Consider the following 18,355-nt stretch of genomic DNA (forward strand, 5'->3'; position numbering starts at 1 on the left):
CATCTTTTCTTTATCTATGATTTATTGATTGAAATAAACTGCGGTCGCTATAAGAATACATTATTATATAGGGTAATATAATTTGCAGTTATCAGATGGGTAGAGTTTGCGGTTTAACAATAGATATCACCTTTCTTTTTCTGATAAATAAATATAATATTTGCCATTAATTATTTCTATATTCAGTATATCAAATTCTATATCTGTTGAATATAAAACTTCTTTTTCATCAAAATTAAAAAGTGATATATCTTTTCCGTGTTTTACGTTTTTGAAAAAAATCTGTACCTGTGCCTCCGGATTATAAATGCCTACTCTAGTTGTAGAAACAAAAGATTTTATAGTAATAGATTTATTATTTATGTAATCATCGATAAAATCTTCTAATTCCTTATTCGTATAAAAAACAATTGAGCGCGTTACCTCTTTTGTATAATCAGGAATTTTATTTAATGCACTTCTTAAATCAGATACTATTTTTTCTCGTTTTTCTGCATTTCCAAGTCATTTCTCAAACAATCATTTATTGTATATGCCAAAGAACTAACGTAAGCATTTATTGCATATCGTTCATCAGTAGATAATCCATATTTATCACAAAATTCAGATTGTTCTTTCATAAAATCTTCAATTTTATAGTATTTCTGCCTAAATTCATCAAAGTCATTAGTTTTATCTAAGCCATAATACTCGGCTCTTTCTTTCAGCGTCTTGAGTTCATCAGCATCTAAAGCCCACCTAGCACGTTGAAGGAGTGCGCATCTGCAGTTTACATCCTGTGAAGCAATTCCAAAGCCACCAGGATACATAACCTCTATATCATCTGCCACAAAAGGCTCGTCTATTTCTGCAAGTTTACCATCAAGAAGCCTATGCATTGGTCTAGTTCTTCCGTCAAGCGTAGCATCCCACTGCTTAACTACTTCACAACCTTTGGCTTTTGCTGCATGCTGTGCATCATTAGCGCTAAGAACTTGGATTCTATGTCCTTCTGTTCTAGCAATCCTCATTGCCTTATTAAAACCAATATTAGACGCTCCATCTATGTTTCTAGCAATGTGTGCATAAGATGAAGATGTGGCTATACCTCTTGAGATATGCTTTGCAATCTATTTCTTAAGAATAACAACATCAATACCCATTCTAGTATACAGTGGTACGCTCAATTTAGTATTTAACGTCATAGCCCTTGTGACTTGCTTCTCATTGATAGGAGTGATTAATGGAATGCCTTGGCCTTGAATATCGTACATAGTTCCGATATGTCCTGTGTAATAGGAATCTGTTAGATATCTTGTGATACTGTCATAAGAATCAACACTTAAATTCCCAATCAGTTCATCTAACTGCCTTTTGAGATAAACCTAATCTTTCTCGTGCAGTTCTTAATGTATACACTTCATTAGTGTTCATACTTCAACCTCCTTATTTACTTCCAAAATAATAAAATTACCCCAAAAACAGCAATAATAAGCCAAGTGATTCTTATAATTAGTTTAAAAATTTCATTTTCATATGTTATCTCCTTTCGTCTCTGATATATATCTCCTTTCGTCTCTGATATATATTGACAACAGTGAACCAAAAAGTTAATATCTATCAGAGAGAGGAAGAACCTCTCCCCAACCGTTATTTCTTAATTTCTTTTATCAAGTCAATTATTGAAATAATTAGGTTGATGATTGATGTAGCAAGTGCGATGCGGGCCAATGCAATTTGTGCTTGCTTTTTCTTTTACGCTTTTTTCACTGATATTTCCTCCTTCCTCTATTAGTTTTACTTTCTTAAACTTCATTATCAATAGAGGAGTTTAATAATGTTAAACGTTTTTGTTGATTGTTTACTCTCATATCTTTTTAATATTTATGAGGAGCGATTTTTATGAAATCAACAGAAGTAATAAAAGACAGATTAAAACTACCTGTTATGATATGACCGTTGTCAAGATATAAATAAACTTATTATTTTTCTTATCTTAGAGAACAGGCAGCAGTCGGCTTTTTTATTATATTATGATATACTTATTGTGTTAGCGGTTGAAGCACTCTAAGTGGCTTTTCTTGTTACTGATTTGTTACTAGTTTACGCTTTCATAGTGTTTCAAATCCCTAAAAAACCGCATAAATACAGGAGGAAAATTATTATGAAACATTTGTATATGATGCGCCATGGACAAACTCTCTTTAATGTACGAAGAAGAATCCAGGGTTCATGTGATTCTCCACTTACTGAACTAGGTATTAAGCAGGCAGAAGCTGCAAGAGAGTTGATTAAGGACATTCCTTTTGATCATTATTATTCTAGTACAGCTGAAAGAGCCTCTGACACGCTAGAAATAGTAACAGAGGGTAAAGTACCTTATACAAGACTTAAAGGGCTTAAAGAAAGAGGTTTTGGATTATTTGAAGGAGAAAGTGAAGATTTAAATCCTCATTTTGATGATTTTAAATATGATGACTTATTTCCCCATTACGGTGGCGAAACAACAGAAGAAGTAAGAAACAGATTAGTTAATACTTTAACAGAAGTAATGAACAAAGAAAATCACGAAATTGTTCTTGCAGTAAGTCATGCCGGTGCTTCTATGCAATTCTTTAGTGCATTTAATGATCCAGACATTATTTTTAACTCTGGAGGATTTACTAATTGCTGTATTCTTCATTATACATATGACAACAATGAGTTTAAATTTGTAGAAATATTAAGACCAGAGGTAAAGTAGATACATATGAAAGAGAAAGTATTATTTTTTGATATTGATGGTACGCTTGTAGATAACACTTATGGAGTTCATGAAGTACCTGAAGGTGTAAAAAGAGAACTTAAAAGAATTCAAAATGATGGGCATAAGCTTTTTATCTGCAGTGGTCGTCCTAAAGCCATGATTAACCAGCAGTTCCTTGATTTGGGTTTTGATGGTTATGTCTTATATAATGGTGGTTATATCGAGATTGATGGTGAATCTATCTTTGAAGAGAGAATGGATACAGAACTTGCGACTCAGACAGTTGATATGCTTGAAGAACTGAATTGTGATTATATGATTGAAACAGCACATCATATTTATATTGATAAGCGTTATAAAGAGCTTTATACGTTCTTTAAGAACCTCGGCATGGAAGAGATGTTCTCTATGGATTTTGACCGTGATGATGTCTTAAAACGTGCCATTAAAATAGAAGCCAATGTCACAAATAAAGACAAACAAAAAGTAAGCGACTATTTAGATGGTAAGTTTGGTACTACTATTAGTTATGACCAGCATGGCAGTGATAATTCATTTGAGTTCTTTTCTCCTACAATGAGTAAGGCAGTGGGCATTAAGAAGGTTATCGAACATTATGGTTTAGATATCAAAGATACCTATGCATTTGGTGATGGTCTTAATGATATTGAAATGATTCAGTTATGTCAGATAGGTGTAGCTATGGGTAATGCCGTAGATGAATTAAAGGCACAAGCCGATATCATCTGTAAATCTATCGATAAAAATGGATTAGAGGATATTCTTAAGGCATTATTTCCACAATAAACATCTTATCTTCACATAGGTATGATATACTCTAGTCGAGGTGATTTCATGAAAAAAAACAATGGTAAATTAGCATATTATTTACCTATTGGCATCAGTTTAGGTGTCGTATTTGGTATTTGTTTTGACAATATAGGTATAGGAATCTGTTTAGGTGTCGGTGCTGCCCTTTCATTGTTTCCGATAAAAAAATAATCCTCCGCAAGGAGGATTATTTCATTATTCGATTGTAATTACACGATGATCAAGACGGGGTGATGCTTCTGGAGCCTTACCATCTGCAAATCCTATAATAACATTTCCGATACCTTCATAGTCTTCTTCAATGCCCCATTCTTTAAGGAGTCTTCTTCCTTCTTCACCTTCAAATACTTCTTTCGCACGATGAATCCAGCAAGAACCAAGTCCTAAGCCATGCGCTTCATTGAGCATATTGCCAATTGCAAGTGATCCATCATAGATATATGTAGGATATTCTTTCTTTGATAAAACAACAATAACGACAGGCGCACCATAGAAAGGATCTTTATCACTTCCCATAACACCAGCATTCAACTTTGATAAATGATCTCTCATTTCTTTATTCTTTACTACTACAAACTTAACGCCCTGTCTGCCCATACCAGTAGGAGCATATAAACCAGCTTCTACAATTCTTTCAAGATCTTCATCTCTAGGCATTTCATCTGTATATTTTCTAATACTTCTTCTTGTTTTTAAAACATCTAACACATTTAAGCCCCCTTCTTATTTACGTTCTCAACAGTCACAATCATCACAATTGTACCTACTGCACTTAATACTAAACCTAAAAATAATGTTTCATAAACACCCATACTATCTAGTAAAATACCACCTAAGAAACTGGCTAGTACACCAGATACGGTCATACTTGTAGTAACGAGTGCTTGTCCTTTAACTGCATCCTTTGCATCAAATAATTTATCTACATAATAAACAGATGCAGGAATAAATAATGCATAAGCCAGCATTTGAGTTGCCTGAGCTAAATAGATCATAACCATATTTGTCGCAAAATAAGTTAATGTATGTTTAAGTGTGAAGAATATTGCAGAAATGATGATTGTATTTTTGATATTGATTTTATTCTTATACTTTTCAAATAAAGCCATAGTAGGAAGTTCTAACATCGCAGCCAAGAATACTGCATTTCCCATATCTCCAGTATTACCACCAACGTTTTTAATTACATTAATAAAGAAATTGTTGATGATTGTATGATCAAAATAAACTAATACAAAACCAACTAAAAAAATCATGAATTTAAGATGCTTCTTAATAAAAGCTCCTGTGCTTTCTTTTTCTACTACTTTTTCTTCAATGACTTCATCTACTTCAGCTTCTGGCATCTTAAATGAGCGAATAAGAGGTAAAATACCTAAGAAGATGACAATATAGGCAAGAGGCATTAAAGTAGGACTTACTGCCTTTACAACGTTTCCTAATACAAGAGACGCAAGAGCATAAGCGACTGATCCAATACCACGTGCTACACCAAATTTAACGTCAATGCCCTGTTTCTGGAATGCGAAAGCAAGTGAGTTAACTAAAGGCATTGTTGTATAGAGTATTGTAGAGACTGCAACAAACAAAACAGCAGCTAAGAATGTAACCTTACTCGTAAACATAAGTAATACAGATAGAATACTACAAAGACCAAACATGATCATTAAGACTTTCTTCATAGAAATGTTTGACTTATCCACAAATCCTCCAAGTACAGGTTGTGCGATACTTGTTAGAATATTTGCGATTGCAAGTACAATCCCAATTAAAGATGAGCTCATGCCAATTGATCCTAGATAAACTGCAGCATAGCCGATAACTGTACAGAAGCCTACAAAGTAAATCCCCTGCAACATTGAGTATCTAACATTAATACTTTTTGACTGATCCATTATATAATCTCCCTTACATGTGATAACAATATTATAACAGAACAGAAACAATTCTGTAATCTCTTACATATTCTGAAAATAAAAAACTCAGGATTTCTCCTGAGTAACATTCAATGGCGCAGGTTGAGGGATTCGAACCCCCGCAGGACGTTAATCCTCTGTCGGTTTTCAAGACCGATCCCTTCAGCCGGACTTGGGTAAACCTGCATCATTCTAATGGTGGTTCCGGCCGGAATCGAACCAGCGACACGAGGATTTTCAGTCCTCTGCTCTACCGACTGAGCTACGGAACCAAAATGGCGGTCTGGACGGGGCTCGAACCCGCGACCTCCGCCGTGACAGGGCGGCATTCTAAACCAACTGAACTACCAGACCATCTTGGTTGCGGGAGAAGGATTTGAACCAACGACCTTCGGGTTATGAGCCCGACGAGCTACCAGACTGCTCCATCCCGCGATATGTAATTTGGTGGACCCTGCTGGACTCGAACCAGCGACCAACCGGTTATGAGCCGGTGGCTCTAACCAACTGAGCTAAGGGTCCTCATCTATCAGAGTGCTTTTTAATCAAATGGTAGCGGGAGAGGGATTTGAACCCCCGACACTCCGGGTATGAACCGAATGCTCTAGCCAACTGAGCTATCCCGCCATGTATATGATTAATTAAATTGGTGGAGCCTAGGAGGATCGAACTCCTGACCTCCTGCGTGCAAAGCAGGCGCTCTCCCAGCTGAGCTAAGGCCCCAAATAAATGGTCGGGAAGACAGGATTTGAACCTGCGACCCCCTGGTCCCAAACCAGGTGCACTACCAAGCTGTGCTACTTCCCGTTAGATGGCGCGCCAGACAGGAATTGAACCCGTAACCTCTTGTTCCGTAGACAAGTACTCTATCCAGTTGAGCTACTGGCGCGTTTGTGATGCTTGATTAGTCTATCAAATCATCATTTCTTTGTCAAGACTTATTTTCATTTCTAAGTCCTAATAAAAACTCAGTACACTGAGTTAATAAATAGATGGTGCCCTGGGCCGGAATCGAACCGGCACGGAGTTTGAAGTCCGCAGGATTTTAAGTCCTGTGCGTCTACCAGTTTCGCCACCAGGGCACTTCGCAATCGAGACTGCTCGTATAATATACAATGAATTCAAAGGTTTTGCAACCCCTTTTTTAAAATTATTTTTTAAGTTTATAAAATATGCACTATATATCAATGTTTTTTTATGTATCTTTTTTTAGTAAATCTTAATAGAATCTTCAGATTCATAGATATATTCTGAGTAATCACCTTCAAATACAGCTAAATGTTCAAAAAAATGACTCACTAAATTGATATTTTTCATCTCTTCTTTGGTAAACCACCCCACTTCAACTTCATTACTATCTCTTAAATCACCAGTAAATTTATTTGCAGAAAATAAAAATACTATATATCTTCCACTTTCTGCCCAGAATTGTTTCACTCCTACTAAACGGGGATTCTTCATAGTTAAGCCTGTTTCTTCTTTTACTTCTCTTATTGCAGATTGTACAATTGATTCTCCATGTTCTATATGCCCTCCAGGAAATGTATATCCCTGCCAATCTTTTTTAACTCTATTCTGCAGTAAATACTTATCTCCATCTTTAATCATGCAGAGATTAGTCAATTCAACCATTTCAGTTCTCATGCCACTTTCTCCTCATATATCGCTTCTCTAAGCTTTATAACACATTATACACAAACAGTTGTCATATATATACAAAACTGCCTCAAAACGCTTATTTACGCATATTACAAAAGAGATGCAGTGAATTCTTATCCCTATGTGTAAAAACCAGCAATATTGCACATGTCATTCTTATATCAGATACATATTAAGACATTCTCATTAGATATAATGTATCATGAGGAACAGATTCAACATATTTCTCCTACTAAACTTGCGAATAAACATGTAACTACTAACAAGTTTATTTTTAATAATAATCCATCTTTTATCTCCTCCATCTTTTTTAGTTAGACTTTTCTATATATTATTTTCATATCGAAAAACTATTGAACATATGCAAAAAAAGAACGTACATTTTCGTACGTCCTTATGTCAAAACAAGCTTATGACCTCATTATATCCTATAATACTTCTTTCACTTTAATTCTTGATACAAACCAATGAAAAATAATACAGAATAATAATGCAAAGACAACACCAAATATATTCTGGATTAATCTTAAACTTACTGCACCCTTTAATCCATATAGCTCTGTCGCAATAGCTAATGCACCAAATGTATTAAAGACAGCCTGCCAGCCATATTTTGTAGAAAACCCTACGCCAATACCACCAATGACACCGATAAATGCATAGATTGGTGAAGGAAGCAAGAAATATAACACTGTAAAACATAGAACACCTGCAATATTTCCAATAATTCTTTTACGTACTCTATACTGCATATCGTCCATAAGTGGTAAGATTACAGACATTGCGGCAATACCAGCCCACATAGCACGTGGCATATCACAGAGTTCCGCAATACATATTACAACTGGCACACAGATAATCTGACATAGCTGCCATTTTGTTCTAGTAGAAGAAAGATCAAATTCTTGTAATAAATGCATTACATGCTTATTATAAGTTCTATGCTTATGGTTTCGATAGAACACGATACAGGTAAGAACTGCACCTACAGCCATTCCAGCAAGTCTCATCAAATAACTCTTTCCAGATACATCATAACCATATAATAGTAAATATCCTAGAACGAGTGTAGATTGATTGAACATAGATGGATTATGACATCCTAGGAATACTAATATAGCTAATGCACCAATATTTACCAACATTCCTGCGACTGGAGGAAGTTTATTAGCCAGGTGTGAACATAAAGTCATATTAATGAAAAATAATGCCAGAAGCACTGTAGATTGTCCTGCATGAATTTCAAAGTCTGCCTGTCTAAATACCATTATACATAAGAGAACAACCACTCCAGCAATACTATTCTCACTTCCAAATAAAATACTAAATAATGTTACAAAGAGAAAGCAGAATGCCACTGTGATCGCAATTTTAAAAAGATAAACTGCTATATGATATAGTTTCTCTTTTGTTGTTTGACTGTTTTTAATTAACTCTTTTGAGCCTTTCTGATTCAATTGTAATTCCTGGTAAAATTTCATATAATACCTCCTTAATCAAAATACAAAAAAACTCAGGATTTCTCCCGAGTAACATTCAATGGCGCAGGTTGAGGGATTCGAACCCCCGCAGGACGTTAATCCTCTGTCGGTTTTCAAGACCGATCCCTTCAGCCGGACTTGGGTAAACCTGCATCATTCTAATGGTGGTTCCGGCCGGAATCGAACCAGCGACACGAGGATTTTCAGTCCTCTGCTCTACCGACTGAGCTACGGAACCAAAATGGCGGTCTGGACGGGGCTCGAACCCGCGACCTCCGCCGTGACAGGGCGGCATTCTAAACCAACTGAACTACCAGACCATCTTGGTTGCGGGAGAAGGATTTGAACCAACGACCTTCGGGTTATGAGCCCGACGAGCTACCAGACTGCTCCATCCCGCGATATGTAATTTGGTGGACCCTGCTGGACTCGAACCAGCGACCAACCGGTTATGAGCCGGTGGCTCTAACCAACTGAGCTAAGGGTCCTCATCTATCAGAGTGCTTTTTAATCAAATGGTAGCGGGAGAGGGATTTGAACCCCCGACACTCCGGGTATGAACCGAATGCTCTAGCCAACTGAGCTATCCCGCCATGTATATGATTAATTAAATTGGTGGAGCCTAGGAGGATCGAACTCCTGACCTCCTGCGTGCAAAGCAGGCGCTCTCCCAGCTGAGCTAAGGCCCCGAATAAATGGTCGGGAAGACAGGATTTGAACCTGCGACCCCCTGGTCCCAAACCAGGTGCACTACCAAGCTGTGCTACTTCCCGTTTATACAATTGGCGCGCTAGACAGGAATTGAACCCGTAACCCCTTGTTCCGTAGACAAGTACTCTATCCAGTTGAGCTACTAGCGCAATTCATAAATGGTGCCCTGGGCCGGAATCGAACCGGCACGGAGTTTGAAGTCCGCAGGATTTTAAGTCCTGTGCGTCTACCAGTTTCGCCACCAGGGCACACGTATGGAGGTTCCAACCGGACTTGAACCGATGGTCGAAGAGTTGCAGTCTTCTGCCTTACCAACTTGGCTATGGAACCGTCGCAATCGAGATTGCTTGTATACTATACTATGTATTTTGAAATAATGCAAGGGGTTTTTAGAACTTTTTTCTGAGTGTTTACATTTAATTTGATAAACACGAGGTTTTTTAAATCAAAAAAATATGACTTTTTTTATCAGAACTCCTAAGAGAATCCTTACAAAGAAAAAAATGGTGATTCTAGATCTAGAATCACCATAAAATGTGTTATTTTGCTTTAACTTTTGTCCAGTAGTTACTAAACATTTCTTTAGTCTTAGTATCCTGATAGTTGAAACATTCATCTTTTGGTCCAACACGCATGCTGTAAGCATTGTTGTTCTTGAATTCTTTCTTTCTTGCTTTTGCAGCTGCTACAGTATTAGTAGTTAAATAACCTACTTCCTGTGTATTTAAGAATGCGTTCTTATCAGAAATCATATAGTTAATGAATTTATTAGCCATATCTGTGTTCTTACAATCCTTAGAGATGACAAATCCATCAAACCAATAGTTAGTACCTTCTTCTGGCATATAGAAGCCCATATCTGGGTTTTCTTTCATTACATCTGCTGCATCACCTGAATACATAACACAAAGTGCTTTTTCACCATTCTTCATGTTATCGATAGAGTCATCTGTTGCATATGTAGGATCCATAGTCTTTCTCTGTTCTACTAACCAGTTGAAAGCAGCCTGGATTTCATTTTCGTTAGTAGTATTCATAGAATACCCCAAAGCCTTTAATGCAACCATCATAGAGTCTCTTTCAGAGTCATACATATAAAGGTTACCCTTATACTTAGGATTACGTAGGATTTCCCATCCTGCTTTTAAATCTTCTTTTTTAACCTGTGTTTTGTCATAAACGATACCTACGTTACCACAGAAATATGGTACCCAGTATTCATTGTTTGGGTCAAACTGCTGATTTAATACTTTAGTATCTAATGATTTCTTATTTGTAATCTTAGACCAGTCAATCTTCTGTAAAAGATTTTCCTTGATCATACGTTCAATCATATAATCAGATGGTACTAATACATCATACTGGTTGCCACCTAATAATTTAGTGTACATTGATTCATTTGAATCATATGTTTCATAAATAACTTTACAATCATATTCATCCTGGAACGCCTTAATAACGTCCATATCGGCATATACACCCCAGTTGAATACCTTTAATGTGTGTTTATAGTTTTTAGACCCACACCCAGTCATTAGGCCGCAGATAACTGCAACGCAAAGTAAACCTTTAAATAGCTTTTTCATTTTTTACCCCTCTCTTCTTCAAATAAATATATGGTACAAAAGTGCCTAATAATACCCCAATTAAAATAACTACAAGAATAACTGTAGATAATGCATATATACTCGGATCAACACGTTTAGACATGTTGTAAACAACGATAGAAATATTTTCTACACCATTACCAGATACAAAGTATGAAATGATGAAATCATCAAAACTCATAGTAAAAGATAAAAGTGCTCCTGCAAAGATACCAGGCTTGATCTGAGGAATGATGACCTTAGTCAATGTCTGGAATGGTGTTGCTCCTAAATCCATTGCAGCGTCTGCTAGATTGTCATCTAACTGCTTGACTTTAGGATAAACATTTGTAATCACATATGGTGTACAGAACGCAATATGCGCAAGCAACATTGTCATATAACCCTTTTCAAAGCTTACAAAGCTAAATAATAACATCAAAGAAATAGCTGTAACGATTTCAGGGTTCATGATTGGTAAGTTATTGACCTGCTGTACAATAGTTCTGACAGTCTTTTTAGATTTAGATAATGCAATGGCTGTAATTGTTCCCAAAACAACTGAACAGATTGTCGCAATAACCGCTATACTAACTGATACAAAGATGGCATTTAATAGCTGTGTGTTATTAAATAACTGTACATACCAGCGTCCTGAGAAGCCACCAAAATGTGATAAAGACTTGGCGCTATTAAATGAGAAAACTGCCATAATAAATATTGGGAAATAGAGGAAGACCATACATAGTGAAATAATAATCACTTTACTGAGCTTTTTTTCTTTTCGCATTAGTAAGTCCTCCCTGTTCAATTTCATTATTTGTCTTCTTTTCAGCACGATAGATAAGTGCCATAGAAATAATAACAATCACACCTAAGATAAGTGATACAGCACTACCGAAATGCCAGTTACCTACAGTAATGAACTGGTTTTCAATGAAGTTACCAATTAAAGAGTACTGTCCTCCACCTAACATCTTTGGAATAACGAATTCACTGATAGCTGGTAAGAATACCATTGTAATACCAGTTAATACGCCACCAAGTGATAACTTAAAAGTAATCTTAAAGAAGGCTGTAACCTTATTAGCACCTAAATCATAGGCTGCTTCTACAAGTGAAGGATCCATATTAGTTAAAGATGTATGGATTGGCAGAATCATAAATGGGAGGAAGTTATAAATCATCCCGATTGCAACTGCCCCATCAGTATATAACATTCTAAAAGAGCCTAAGCCAAGTAATCCTAGGATGTTATTTAAAATACCGTTTCTAGATAAAATAGAAACCCATGCGTAAGTACGCATTAAAAGGTTGATCCATGTTGGAATAGTAATCAACATAATAAGAATAGTCTGAGTATGCTGTTTACACTTAGAAATCATAAAAGCGACTGGATAACCAATTAATAAACAGATTAATGTAGTAAGTAATCCAAGTCCGAATGATTTAATCAATACCTGGACAAAGATTGGATCAAAGAATTTCGCAAAGTTTGCGAATGTGAATTCAAATGTCTTGATTGCGGATGCCTTTTGTGTAAAAGCATAGAATACAATCAACACCATCGGCAATACAGTTAACAGGAATAGAAATAGGACATAAGGTGTAATGAGTTTTTTATACTGTTTCATTAATAAGTACCCATTGGTTCCATGACATGAATATCTTCAGGCCAGAAATCTAAATCTACTTTCTTTCCTACTTCTGTTAAATCTGTTGTATGAATCTTATAGTCCTGATTTTCTGTACGCACCATGATTTCATAGTGTACCCCTTTAAAGATAACTGATACGACTTCACCTGCAATTTTACCTCTACCTGGTTCTACAATATCTAAGTCTTCAGGACGTAATACAATATCTACTTCCTGACCTTCTTCAAATCCTTTATCTACACATTCAAACTGCTGACCATGCCATTCTACAAGGTAATCCTTAATGAAATGACCTTCTACAATATTAGATTCACCAATGAAGTTGGCAACAAATCTATTTTCTGGTTCATTATAAATATCAATTGGTGAGCCAATCTGCTGAATTAAACCTTCATTCATTACGACAATCTTATCAGACATAGTAAGTGCTTCTTCTTGATCATGAGTAACATAAACGAAAGTAATACCTACCTGCTGCTGGATCTTCTTTAATTCAATCTGCATTGTTTTTCTGAGTTTCAAGTCAAGTGCGCCTAATGGTTCATCAAGAAGAAGTACTTTTGGTTCATTAACAAGAGCTCTTGCAATCGCAACACGCTGCTGCTGACCACCAGATAACTGAGAAATATTTCTTTCTTCATAACCTTTTAAACCTACAAGTTCCAACATTCTTCTTACTTTATGATCAATGATTTCATCAGGCATTTTCTTAATATGTAAACCAAATGCTACGTTATCATAAACATCCATATGTGGGAATAAAGCATACTTCTGGAATACTGTATTTAATTCTCTCTTATATGGTGGTACACCTTCCATGTTCATACCATCAAATAATACAGTACCTGATTCAGGTTCTTCAAATCCTGCCATGATTCTTAGTGTAGTTGTTTTTCCGCATCCACTTGGACCTAGAAGTGTTACGAATTCATTTTCATAGATGTCTAAGTGAATTCCTTTTAGGATGACCTGACCATCAAATGATTTAGTCAGATTATCTAATTCAATAATTTTCTTCATAAAACTCTCCTCATTTAAAATAATGGTGGTGTAGAAATCCAGATCACTCTCGCCTTTCTTTCCCACTGATTCTCTAAATAATGTGCACGTGTGCCCTTCAAATAAAATGTTTCACCCTTTTTAACAATTTCTTCTCGCATCCCATAATGAAGAACAACTTTACCTTCTAATACATAACCAAACTCTTCTCCACCATGGGGTTCCATCTTCATTGAACGTTTACCATTTTCTAGTTCAATAAGAATAGGTTCCATCTCATTTTTCTGAGCATTTGGTACGATATAGTGAATGATGTAATCATCCTGTTCATTCACAAAAAAATCCTTCTTGCCAAAAACAAGCTGTTCATCCTCCTGCTGATCAAAGAAATCATGAAGATTAGTACCTAATGCTTCAAGAATATCATCAAGTGTTGCGACAGATGGTGATGTTAGATTTCTTTCAACCTGGGAGAGGAAACCTTTTGATAATTCGCTGCGGTTTGCAAGTTCTTCAAGAGTTAAGTCATTTGCAAGTCGCAGCTGTTTAATTTTCCTTCCGAGATCCATCTAATCCTCCCTGTTTTATATAATTAACTTTTTGTTCACTTAATCAAACAATGATATTATACACGCTTATAGTAATCTTTCAACCTATTTTTTAAACTTTTTGTTTTATATATTAAACTTTCACAATAAAAAAAAGAACATTCTTACAAATGTTCTCTTCTTTTTGTAGATTTTCTAAATGCAGACTTTAAAGTCTCATCATCATTATCACGAATCGCATTTTTTAGAATATCTAACTGCTCTTCAAATCGTTCAATAGAAGCAAGCAAATACTGTTTATTATTCATAAACAACTCATCCCATAAGTCTTCATTAATATTCGCAATACGTGTGAGGTCTCTAAATGAATCACCAATATACTTTCCTGTCTCATATTTCTGATCATCACTATTCATAAGTGATACAGCCAAACAGTGAGGTAACTGAGAAGTAAATGAGATGATTTCATCATGAGCTTCAGGAGACATGATCTTAACTGAACGGAAACCTAACTGCTTAGAGAATTCTTGAACAAAATCTATAGTGGATTTCTTATTATCATCATGATAGACAATAATGAAGTTCGCATTCTCAAATACCTGTTTAGAGGCATATTGATAGCCCTTCTTTTCTCTACCTGCCATTGGATGAATAGAAATATATTCTACATCGTCTGGAATGATAGAAAGTGCTTCTCTTAAAAAATAAGATTTAATTCCTACGGCATCTGTGACGATACTTCCTGGTTTAAATTGGTTGTTTTTAATAAAGTCTAAGACAAGACTTGGGTAAAGGCAGATGATTGTAAGGTCTGTTTCAGGAATAATATCCTTCCCATCTAGATATCCTTCAATGATGCATCCCTCTTCTTTAGCCATATCTAGAGTCTGCTGGTTTGTATCGATACCATAGACTTCATAACCCTTTCCTTTAAGCGCCTTAACAAAACTGCCACCAATAACGCCTAATCCTACTACTGTAATTTTCATCCGCGTTTTTCCTCAAGCATCTTTAATTTATAGTCAATAAGTCTTTCAGAAAGGTCTACATAATAAGCATGTGGGTATTCTAAACGGAATATTTCATCCCATAATAATGTGCCCTGTTTTTTAACGTTTTCTCTGATTTCTTCAAGTGTCTTTTCTTCATATACACATTCGCCATCTACAAAGACAGGTTTCTGTAATTCAAAGAATGTATAAGACCCACCTATTAATGTTTTATTCTTCCATTTATCATACTGAGAGTAAATAGTGAGATTCTTTTCTGGATCAATTGTTTCATCCGCAAACATTACAATATCCGCAATGGCTTTATTTGTTTCATTCTCTATTAAACGATAGACCTTCTTATAGCCTGGATTAGTAATCTTTTCTTTATTTTCTGAAATCTTGATTTTAGGAACAATCTGACCATCCTTTTCCATAGCCGCCATCTTATAGACTCCACCAAATACTGGAGAAGACTTAGATGTAATCATGTTTTCCCCTACACCAAATGAATCAATACGTGCACCCTGTTCAAGTACAGAACGGATTAAATATTCATCTAATGAGTTAGAAATAGAAATCTTTGTATTAATCAATCCAGCAACATCAAGCATCATTCTTGCTTTCTTAGTAAGATATGCGATATCTCCTGAGTCAATACGAATACCAGCTAATGTCTTACCCATTGGCTGTAATACTTCTTCTGCGACTCTAATCGCATTTGGAATACCACTCTTTAATGTATCATATGTATCTACTAAGAGAATACATGAATCTGGATAGATTTCAGCATAGGCTTTAAATGCATCATATTCAGTGTCAAATGATTGAACAAAAGAATGTGCCATTGTACCAAGTACTGGAATACCAAAAGCTTTACCTGCTGATACTGTAGCAGTTCCTGCTGCTCCACCAATATAAGCTGCTCTTGCGCCATATGTTGCACCATCATATCCCTGTGCTCTTCTTGCCCCAAATTCCATAACAGGACGGCCCTTAGCTTCCTGTACAATTCTATGTGTTTTAGTTGCAATCAATGACTGATGGTTGATTGTTACTAAAAGGAAAGTTTCTAATAGCTGTGCTTCAATCAATTTTCCTTTAACAGTGACTAATGGTTCATAAGGGAATACAGGTGTTCCTTCAGGGACTGCCCAGATTGTACCATCGAACTTGAAATCAGCTAAATAAGATAAAAATTCTTCATCAAACATATTTAAAGTACGTAAATAGTCAATATCGCCCTTTGAGAAGTGCATATCTTTGATTGCTTCAATCAACTGTTGTAGTCCTGCCATGATGACATAACCACCATTATCAGGATTCTTTCGATAGAACATATCAAAATATGCAATTTCATCCTTTTTTCCCTGTTTAAAATAATCATATGACATTGTTAATTCATAAAAGTCCATGACAAGAGTTATATTTCTTGCATCACTTACTGTACTATTTCCCATATTGTAATCTCCTAACTTGTTTGTTTTTTATCATACTATCATTATACAAAAAGTAAAGTGATTTGTCTTTTTTTACAAAACTTACACATAAGAAAAAGAAGACTATGAAGCCTTCTTTGCCATTTTCATTAATGCATCTTTTGCCGCATGCTGTTCTGCACGCTTTTTACTTGTTCCCTTGCCAACACCTAAAATCATATCATCTAAAATAACTTCAATGACAAATTCAGGGGCATTGGCTGGTCCAGTTGAACTCTTTACATGATAACTGACTGTCTTACGGTCATCTGACTGCACTAATTCCTGTAATTTAGTCTTATAGTCAGTGATATCATCAAATTCGTTTACTTCATTGACATGTTTAAAGATTGTCTTTTCAAGAATGCGCATGACCTGTTCTTTACCACAATCTAGATAAAGTGCACCTATAAATGATTCATAAATATTTGCAAGAACACTTTCACGATGACGTCCGCCGCTCTTTTCTTCACCTACACCTAAGTAAAGAAGTTCACCCAAATGAAGTTCTTCAGAAAAGCGAGCTAAAGATTCTTCTCTTACAAGTTTAGAACGAAGTTGTGTTAACTGTCCTTCTTTATATTCTGGATGTAATGCAAAGATGAATTCTGATACAAATAGCTGTAAAACAGCATCTCCCATAAATTCTAGTCTTTCATAATCGGGAATATGAACATTTGATTCATTCGCATAAGACGAATGAGTAAATGCTTCCTTATAAAGACTAATACGTTTAAAAGGAATGTTTTCTTTCTGTAAGAAATCTAATATTTTCATTATTGAAGTCCTTCTTTCATACGACCTACAACATCTAAGTCTACCATTCTATATACAAGTTCCATCGCATTAAAAACTGCCTTGGCATCTGAACCACCATGTGCTTTTACGATTGCTTTTTCAAAGCCCATAAATAGAGCACCACCAACCGATTTATAATCAAAGCGTTCTTTCAAAGCATATAATTGAGGTTTTGCAAATAAGGCACCAATCTTTCCTCTTAATGTCGCAAATAATGATTCTTTCATTGCCTTCATAAGAAGAATGGCTGCACCTTCTGATGCTTTTAATGCGATATTCCCACTAAATCCATCTGTCACAACAACATCAATATCCCCTGATAATAATTCTCTACCTTCTATATTACCCGTGAAGTTGATCTTATCACAATCTTTTAATAGTTTATAGGCTTCCTGATGCATTTCATCACCCTTATGATCTTCTGCACCAATATTAAGTAAAGAAACCTTTGGATTTTCCTTATTTAATACAAGTTTGCTATATAATGAGCCCATTACCGCAAATTCTTGTAGCTGTTGTGCTGTATTAGTCGCATTAGCACCAACATCCATCAGGCATGTACTATTACCGCTATATGTAGGAAGAGTTGCCATTAAGCATGATTTTTCTACGCCTTCAATACGCTTTACAAACAACATAGAAGCAGTATAAAAAGCACCTGTAGAACCACATGATACAACTCCATCTACTTCATCCTTACGGGCCATCATTAAAGCCTTCACCATTGAAGATTCTTTCTTTCTTCTTACACCTAATACACTATCCGTCATTAATACAACATCACGTGCATCTACAATATGAATAGAATTAATAGATTCTAAAGCTGTTAATTCTTCTTTTTTACCTGTCACATATAATTCAACATATGGATGCTTTTCTGCAAACTTCTTGCAGGCCTCCACAACAGGTGCACTACCTAAATCTCCGCTCATCGCATCGATTGCTAATTTCATAAAAATCACCTCGTCAGTTACATA

Annotated in this window: 17 protein-coding genes and 21 tRNA genes; 3 read left to right on the forward strand and 35 right to left on the reverse strand. The window is 35.7% G+C overall.

From position 1 onward, the window contains the following. Window positions 1-473: 473 nt before the first annotated feature. On the reverse strand, window positions 474-1,109 hold the full coding sequence (locus H8909_RS00005; protein WP_187011500.1) for a phage minor head protein: 636 nt from the start codon (window positions 1,107-1,109) through the stop codon (window positions 474-476). Between the two features lie 1,034 nt (window positions 1,110-2,143). Between H8909_RS00005 and H8909_RS00010 the strand changes: the two genes are divergently transcribed. From H8909_RS00010 to H8909_RS00020, 3 genes are read left to right on the forward strand one after another with little or no spacing between them, the layout of a single operon-like run. After that, a complete protein-coding gene (locus tag H8909_RS00010) occupies window positions 2,144-2,722 on the forward strand; it encodes a histidine phosphatase family protein (RefSeq protein ID WP_202985868.1) in 579 nt (192 codons plus the stop codon). A 6-nt stretch (window positions 2,723-2,728) separates the two neighbouring features. Beyond that, complete coding sequence (locus tag H8909_RS00015) at window positions 2,729-3,532, forward strand: HAD family hydrolase (RefSeq protein ID WP_187011441.1); 804 nt, start codon at window positions 2,729-2,731, stop codon at window positions 3,530-3,532. A gap of 48 nt (window positions 3,533-3,580) precedes the next feature. Further along, window positions 3,581-3,727 carry a glycine zipper domain-containing protein gene (locus H8909_RS00020; protein WP_187011442.1) on the forward strand — a complete coding sequence of 49 codons (147 nt, stop codon included), beginning with the start codon at window positions 3,581-3,583 and terminating at the stop codon, window positions 3,725-3,727. 24 nt (window positions 3,728-3,751) lie between these two features. Here H8909_RS00020 and H8909_RS00025 read toward each other — a convergent pair whose 3' ends face one another. The 34 genes from H8909_RS00025 to plsX all read right to left on the reverse strand — a co-directional run bounded on the left by H8909_RS00025 (window position 3,752) and on the right by plsX (window position 18,331). Continuing rightward, window positions 3,752-4,264, reverse strand: a complete 513-nt coding sequence (locus H8909_RS00025; protein ID WP_187011443.1) for a nitroreductase family protein — start codon at window positions 4,262-4,264, stop codon at window positions 3,752-3,754. A 2-nt stretch (window positions 4,265-4,266) separates the two neighbouring features. Beyond that, window positions 4,267-5,451: an MFS transporter gene (locus H8909_RS00030; RefSeq protein ID WP_187011444.1), complete on the reverse strand. Its 1,185-nt coding sequence runs from the start codon at window positions 5,449-5,451 to the stop codon at window positions 4,267-4,269. A 114-nt stretch (window positions 5,452-5,565) separates the two neighbouring features. Next, a tRNA-Ser gene (locus H8909_RS00035) sits at window positions 5,566-5,658 on the reverse strand. Window positions 5,659-5,668: 10 nt separating this feature from the next. Further along, window positions 5,669-5,744, reverse strand: a tRNA-Phe gene (locus H8909_RS00040). Window positions 5,745-5,748: 4 nt separating this feature from the next. Beyond that, window positions 5,749-5,826: transfer RNA gene (locus tag H8909_RS00045), tRNA-Asp, on the reverse strand. Between the two features lie 4 nt (window positions 5,827-5,830). After that, window positions 5,831-5,907: transfer RNA gene (locus H8909_RS00050), tRNA-Met, on the reverse strand. Window positions 5,908-5,917: 10 nt separating this feature from the next. Then, window positions 5,918-5,994, reverse strand: a tRNA-Ile gene (locus H8909_RS00055). Between the two features lie 28 nt (window positions 5,995-6,022). Further along, window positions 6,023-6,099: transfer RNA gene (locus H8909_RS00060), tRNA-Met, on the reverse strand. A gap of 20 nt (window positions 6,100-6,119) precedes the next feature. After that, window positions 6,120-6,195: transfer RNA gene (locus H8909_RS00065), tRNA-Ala, on the reverse strand. Window positions 6,196-6,202: 7 nt separating this feature from the next. Next, window positions 6,203-6,279: transfer RNA gene (locus tag H8909_RS00070), tRNA-Pro, on the reverse strand. Window positions 6,280-6,284: 5 nt separating this feature from the next. After that, window positions 6,285-6,361, reverse strand: a tRNA-Arg gene (locus H8909_RS00075). Window positions 6,362-6,465: 104 nt separating this feature from the next. Next, window positions 6,466-6,554: transfer RNA gene (locus H8909_RS00080), tRNA-Leu, on the reverse strand. A 127-nt stretch (window positions 6,555-6,681) separates the two neighbouring features. Beyond that, window positions 6,682-7,116 carry an 8-oxo-dGTP diphosphatase gene (locus tag H8909_RS00085; protein ID WP_187011445.1) on the reverse strand — a complete coding sequence of 145 codons (435 nt, stop codon included), beginning with the start codon at window positions 7,114-7,116 and terminating at the stop codon, window positions 6,682-6,684. Window positions 7,117-7,559: 443 nt separating this feature from the next. Further along, a complete protein-coding gene (locus H8909_RS00090) occupies window positions 7,560-8,612 on the reverse strand; it encodes an FUSC family protein (RefSeq protein ID WP_187011446.1) in 1,053 nt (350 codons plus the stop codon). Window positions 8,613-8,671: 59 nt separating this feature from the next. After that, window positions 8,672-8,764: transfer RNA gene (locus tag H8909_RS00095), tRNA-Ser, on the reverse strand. Between the two features lie 10 nt (window positions 8,765-8,774). Beyond that, window positions 8,775-8,850 (reverse strand) — tRNA-Phe (locus tag H8909_RS00100). Between the two features lie 4 nt (window positions 8,851-8,854). Further along, window positions 8,855-8,932, reverse strand: a tRNA-Asp gene (locus H8909_RS00105). Between the two features lie 4 nt (window positions 8,933-8,936). Further along, a tRNA-Met gene (locus H8909_RS00110) sits at window positions 8,937-9,013 on the reverse strand. A gap of 10 nt (window positions 9,014-9,023) precedes the next feature. Then, window positions 9,024-9,100 (reverse strand) — tRNA-Ile (locus H8909_RS00115). Between the two features lie 28 nt (window positions 9,101-9,128). After that, window positions 9,129-9,205, reverse strand: a tRNA-Met gene (locus tag H8909_RS00120). Between the two features lie 20 nt (window positions 9,206-9,225). Continuing rightward, a tRNA-Ala gene (locus tag H8909_RS00125) sits at window positions 9,226-9,301 on the reverse strand. Between the two features lie 7 nt (window positions 9,302-9,308). Then, window positions 9,309-9,385, reverse strand: a tRNA-Pro gene (locus tag H8909_RS00130). Between the two features lie 10 nt (window positions 9,386-9,395). Further along, a tRNA-Arg gene (locus H8909_RS00135) sits at window positions 9,396-9,472 on the reverse strand. Between the two features lie 10 nt (window positions 9,473-9,482). After that, a tRNA-Leu gene (locus H8909_RS00140) sits at window positions 9,483-9,571 on the reverse strand. 7 nt (window positions 9,572-9,578) lie between these two features. Next, window positions 9,579-9,653: transfer RNA gene (locus H8909_RS00145), tRNA-Cys, on the reverse strand. A gap of 209 nt (window positions 9,654-9,862) precedes the next feature. Beyond that, the gene (locus H8909_RS13370) at window positions 9,863-10,909 is read right to left on the reverse strand and encodes an ABC transporter substrate-binding protein (protein WP_226793819.1); all 1,047 of its coding nucleotides are present in this window, start codon (window positions 10,907-10,909) and stop codon (window positions 9,863-9,865) included. Continuing rightward, window positions 10,893-11,699 carry an ABC transporter permease gene (locus H8909_RS13375; protein ID WP_226793816.1) on the reverse strand — a complete coding sequence of 269 codons (807 nt, stop codon included), beginning with the start codon at window positions 11,697-11,699 and terminating at the stop codon, window positions 10,893-10,895. Before H8909_RS13375 ends, H8909_RS13370 begins: the two co-directional genes overlap by 17 nt. Then, window positions 11,674-12,543: an ABC transporter permease gene (locus H8909_RS00155; protein WP_117459470.1), complete on the reverse strand. Its 870-nt coding sequence runs from the start codon at window positions 12,541-12,543 to the stop codon at window positions 11,674-11,676. The genes H8909_RS13375 and H8909_RS00155 overlap by 26 nt, the downstream gene beginning before the upstream one ends. Next, a complete protein-coding gene (gene potA, locus H8909_RS00160; RefSeq protein ID WP_117459469.1) occupies window positions 12,543-13,586 on the reverse strand; it encodes a spermidine/putrescine ABC transporter ATP-binding protein in 1,044 nt (347 codons plus the stop codon). Before potA ends, H8909_RS00155 begins: the two co-directional genes overlap by 1 nt. Before the next feature lie 14 nt (window positions 13,587-13,600). Next, window positions 13,601-14,134, reverse strand: coding sequence for a helix-turn-helix domain-containing protein (locus tag H8909_RS00165; RefSeq protein ID WP_022425431.1), 534 nt, complete (start codon window positions 14,132-14,134; stop codon window positions 13,601-13,603). Between the two features lie 143 nt (window positions 14,135-14,277). Beyond that, window positions 14,278-15,102: a prephenate dehydrogenase gene (locus tag H8909_RS00170; RefSeq protein WP_187011447.1), complete on the reverse strand. Its 825-nt coding sequence runs from the start codon at window positions 15,100-15,102 to the stop codon at window positions 14,278-14,280. Then, a complete protein-coding gene (locus tag H8909_RS00175; protein WP_117459467.1) occupies window positions 15,099-16,562 on the reverse strand; it encodes a nicotinate phosphoribosyltransferase in 1,464 nt (487 codons plus the stop codon). The genes H8909_RS00170 and H8909_RS00175 overlap by 4 nt, the downstream gene beginning before the upstream one ends. A gap of 102 nt (window positions 16,563-16,664) precedes the next feature. Further along, entirely contained in the window at window positions 16,665-17,357 is a 693-nt protein-coding gene (gene rnc / locus H8909_RS00180) for a ribonuclease III (RefSeq protein WP_187011448.1), read from the reverse strand. Further along, window positions 17,357-18,331 (reverse strand): phosphate acyltransferase PlsX, encoded by a 975-nt coding sequence (plsX, locus tag H8909_RS00185; RefSeq protein ID WP_187011449.1) that lies wholly within the window; start codon window positions 18,329-18,331, stop codon window positions 17,357-17,359. Before plsX ends, rnc begins: the two co-directional genes overlap by 1 nt. Window positions 18,332-18,355 lie beyond the last annotated feature (24 nt).

Origin of the sequence: Catenibacterium faecis (assembly GCF_014306455.1) — a bacterium.
GTDB classification, from domain to species: domain Bacteria; phylum Bacillota_I; class Bacilli_A; order Erysipelotrichales; family Coprobacillaceae; genus Catenibacterium; species Catenibacterium mitsuoka_A.